Raw genomic sequence first — 3539 nt, forward strand, 5'->3', positions numbered from 1 at the left:
CCCTGGGAACGCAGAAAGCCCGCACCACGGGGGTGCGGGCTTTCGGACGCGGGGGTCAGGCCTGGGCGGCCTCGTCCTCGGCGGGGGTGACGTCGGCGGAGCCCTCGGCGACGTCGGTCGCGGCGTCCTCGGCGGCGTCGGCCTCGGCCACAGCCTCGGTCGCGGCATCCTCGGCCTGGGTCTCCTCGACCTCGGCCGGAGCCTCCTCCACCGGAGCCTCCTCGGCGACCGGCGCGGCGGCGGCCTTGGGAGCCTTCGCCTTGGCGGCGACCGGCTCGAGCACGAGCTCGATCACGGCCATGGGGGCGTTGTCGCCCTTGCGGTTGCCGACCTTGACGATGCGCGTGTAGCCACCCGGACGGTCGGCGACGAGCGGAGCGATCTCGGTGAACAGGACGTGCGCGACTTCCTTGTCACCGATGACCGACAGCACGCGACGGCGGGCGTGCAGGTCGCCGCGCTTCGCGAAGGTGATCAGACGCTCGGCGAGCGGACGCAGGCGCTTGGCCTTGGTCTCGGTCGTCTTGATCGACTTGTGGGTGAACAGCGCAGCGGCCAGGTTCGCCAGCAGCAGACGCTCGTGTGCCGGGCCGCCGCCGAGACGGGGACCCTTCGTGGGCTTGGGCATTCTCAGTTACTCCAGTGTGAAAAGAAGGTCAGACGGTCTCGTCGTCGTCGTAGCCGCCGTAGAAGTGGGCGCCGTCGAAGCCGGGCACCGAATCCTTGAGCGACAGACCGAGCGAGATGAGCTTGTCGCGCACCTCGTCGACCGACTTCTGACCGAAGTTGCGGATGTTCATCAGCTGCGTCTCGCTGAGCGCGACGAGCTCGGCGACGGTGTTGATGCCCTCGCGCTTGAGGCAGTTGTACGAACGCACCGACAGATCGAGGTCCTCGATCGGCATCGACAGCTCGCTCGACAGCACGGTCTCGACCGGCGCCGGGCCGATCTCGATGCCCTCGGCCTCGACGTTCAGCTCGCGGGCGAGACCGAACAGCTCGGTGAGGGTGCGGCCGGCGGAAGCCACGGCGTCGCGCGGGGCGATCGACGGCTTCGTCTCGACATCCAGCACCAGCTTGTCGAAGTCGGTGCGCTCACCCGCACGGGTCGCGTCGACGCGGTAGCTGACCTTGAGCACCGGCGAGTAGATCGAGTCGACCGGGATCTGGCCGGCCTCGGCGTACTCGTTGCGGTTCTGCACGGCCGACACGTAGCCGCGGCCACGCTCGATCGTGAGCTCGAGCTCGAACTTGGCGGTGTCGTTGAGGGTCGCGATGACCAGCTCCGGGTTGTGCACCTCGACACCGGCCGGGGCCGAGATGTCGGCGGCGGTGACCTCACCGGAACCCGTCTTGCGCAGGTACGCGGTGATGGGCTCGTCGCGCTCGCTCGAGACGACCAGCTGCTTGATGTTCAGGATGATCTCGGTGACATCCTCCTTCACACCGGGGATGGTGCTGAACTCGTGAAGGACGCCGTCGATGCGGATGCTGGTGACGGCAGCACCCGGGATCGAGGAGAGCAGGCTGCGACGCAGGGCGTTGCCGATCGTGTAGCCGAAGCCGGGCTCCAGCGGCTCGATGACGAAACGGCTGCGGAACTCGCCGATCTTCTCCTCGGTCAGCGTGGGACGCTGTGCAATGAGCACTCTGTGTTCCTTTCAGTCACGTGCCCGCTATATGACACGTGCGGTGGGTGAGATGTTGAGTTGTGAACGGATGCCGGTGACGCGCAGCGTCAGGCATCCGTGACGCATGCGGCACTTCGACAGGCTCAGTGACCGAGGTCATCCGACCGAGTCGGTCCCTGAGCCTGCCGAAGGGCCGGGAATCTCAGACGCGGCGGCGCTTCGGCGGGCGGCACCCGTTGTGCGCCTGCGGCGTGACGTCCTGGATCGAACCCACCTCGAGGCCCGCGGACTGCAGCGAACGGATCGCCGTCTCGCGGCCCGAACCCGGACCCTTCACGAAGACGTCGACCTTCTTGACACCGTGCTCGGCGGCCTGGCGGGCGGCCGACTCGGCGGCCATGCCGGCCGCGTACGGGGTCGACTTGCGCGAGCCCTTGAAGCCCACGCCACCCGACGACGCCCAGCTGATGACGGCGCCCGACGGGTCGGTGATCGAGACGATCGTGTTGTTGAACGTCGACTTGATGTGGGCCTGGCCCAGCGCGATGTTCTTCTTCTCCTTGCGGCGCGGCTTGCGCGCGGCGGACTTGGCCTGTGCCATGTGTGCTTTCTCCTAAACCTTCAGGCCCGCGATTACTTGCGGCCGGCCTTCTTCTTGCCGGCGACCGTGCGCTTCGGGCCCTTGCGGGTACGCGCGTTGGTCTTGGTGCGCTGGCCGCGCACGGGCAGGCCGCGGCGGTGACGCAGGCCCTCGTAGGAGCCGATCTCGACCTTGCGGCGGATGTCGGCGGCCACCTCGCGGCGAAGGTCACCCTCCACCTTGTAGTTGCCCTCGATGTAGTCGCGGAGGGAGACGAGCTGGTCGTCGGTGAGGTCCTTCACGCGGATGCTCTCGTCGATCTCGGTCGCAGCGAGGATCTCGTTCGAGCGGGTACGGCCGATGCCGTAGATGTAGGTCAGGGCGATCACCACGCGCTTATCGCGCGGGATGTCGACGCCGGCGAGACGTGCCATGCGGCTCTCCTAGGAGTGTCGTGGAGGTGTGATGCAGGATCGGTGCCCGGGCCTCCGCCCCGAGGTGTCCCCCTTGCGGGTTCTGATCCTGCGTTGTGTGGATGTTCAGTTGTGTGTTCTGCGATCCGGTTTCGCGGGCGCGATGCGAGGTTTCGGCTCGCTTCGCTCGCTCAACCTTGACGCTCGCGGCTCAACGCTCCTGCGTCGCATTGAGCCGACTCGCGTCAACCCTGGCGCTGCTTGTGGCGCGGGTTCGACTTGCAGATGACCATGACGCGGCCGTGGCGGCGGATCACCTTGCAGTGGTCGCAGATGGGCTTGACCGAGGGGTTGACCTTCATGTCGATTTCCTTTTCGCTGTCTTCACCGTGCGGGCACAGGGGTGCCCGGGGTGTTACTTCTCGACCGGACTAGCGGTAGCGGTAGACGATGCGACCGCGGGTGAGGTCGTAGGGGCTGAGCTCCACGACGACGCGGTCTTCCGGGATGATGCGGATGTAGTTCTGCCGCATCTTGCCCGAGATGGTGGCGAGCACCTTGTGTCCGTTGGTGAGCTCGACGCGGAACATCGCGTTGGGCAGCGCCTCGGACACCGTGCCTTCGATCTCGATGACACCGTCTTTCTTGGCCATAGCCTCGCTAACGACTGGCAGACCGGCCGGTCTGCGGTGGATGGGATTGTGGTGCGGCGACACGCCGATGAAGGCGCAAGGCACCAAACATCCAGTGTACGTGTTACCGGAAGAGGGGGCAACTCGGGCGTGTCGCGCGAGCACCCCCGGTCGTTGAGCGAGCGAAGCGAGGCCCCCGGTCGTTGAGCGAGCGAAGCGAGGCCCCCGGTCGTTGAGCGAGCGAAGCGAGGCCCCCGGTCGTTGAGCGAGCGAAGAGAGACGA

Annotated in this window: 6 protein-coding genes; all 6 read right to left on the minus strand. The window is 66.9% G+C overall.

What is annotated here, in order from left to right:
- Nucleotides 1-55: 55 nt before the first annotated feature.
- A complete protein-coding gene (gene rplQ, locus VJR25_RS03385) occupies nt 56-628 on the minus strand; it encodes a 50S ribosomal protein L17 (RefSeq protein WP_324112527.1) in 573 nt (190 codons plus the stop codon).
- 28 nt (nt 629-656) lie between these two features.
- Nucleotides 657-1649: a DNA-directed RNA polymerase subunit alpha gene (locus tag VJR25_RS03390; protein WP_324112529.1), complete on the minus strand. Its 993-nt coding sequence runs from the start codon at nt 1647-1649 to the stop codon at nt 657-659.
- Nucleotides 1650-1833: 184 nt separating this feature from the next.
- On the minus strand, nt 1834-2232 hold the full coding sequence (gene rpsK, locus VJR25_RS03395; protein ID WP_324112531.1) for a 30S ribosomal protein S11: 399 nt from the start codon (nt 2230-2232) through the stop codon (nt 1834-1836).
- A gap of 32 nt (nt 2233-2264) precedes the next feature.
- Nucleotides 2265-2645, minus strand: a complete 381-nt coding sequence (gene rpsM, locus VJR25_RS03400; protein WP_324112532.1) for a 30S ribosomal protein S13 — start codon at nt 2643-2645, stop codon at nt 2265-2267.
- Nucleotides 2646-2869: 224 nt separating this feature from the next.
- On the minus strand, nt 2870-2986 hold the full coding sequence (gene rpmJ / locus VJR25_RS03405) for a 50S ribosomal protein L36 (protein ID WP_005050492.1): 117 nt from the start codon (nt 2984-2986) through the stop codon (nt 2870-2872).
- A 69-nt stretch (nt 2987-3055) separates the two neighbouring features.
- On the minus strand, nt 3056-3277 hold the full coding sequence (infA, locus tag VJR25_RS03410) for a translation initiation factor IF-1 (protein ID WP_013583992.1): 222 nt from the start codon (nt 3275-3277) through the stop codon (nt 3056-3058).
- Nucleotides 3278-3539 lie beyond the last annotated feature (262 nt).

The sequence above is a fragment of the Microbacterium sp. genome, from assembly GCF_035277845.1.
GTDB lineage: Bacteria > Actinomycetota > Actinomycetes > Actinomycetales > Microbacteriaceae > Microbacterium.

What these genes read in the sequence shown, in the direction of transcription:
- rplQ (WP_324112527.1), bottom strand. Translation starts at nt 628, where the DNA reads ATGCCCAAGCCCACGAAGGGTCCCCGTCTCGGCGGCGGCCCGGCACAC.
- rpsK (WP_324112531.1), bottom strand. Translation starts at nt 2,232, where the DNA reads ATGGCACAGGCCAAGTCCGCCGCGCGCAAGCCGCGCCGCAAGGAGAAG.
- rpsM (WP_324112532.1), bottom strand. Translation starts at nt 2,645, where the DNA reads ATGGCACGTCTCGCCGGCGTCGACATCCCGCGCGATAAGCGCGTGGTG.
- rpmJ (WP_005050492.1), bottom strand. Translation starts at nt 2,986, where the DNA reads ATGAAGGTCAACCCCTCGGTCAAGCCCATCTGCGACCACTGCAAGGTG.
- infA (WP_013583992.1), bottom strand. Translation starts at nt 3,277, where the DNA reads ATGGCCAAGAAAGACGGTGTCATCGAGATCGAAGGCACGGTGTCCGAG.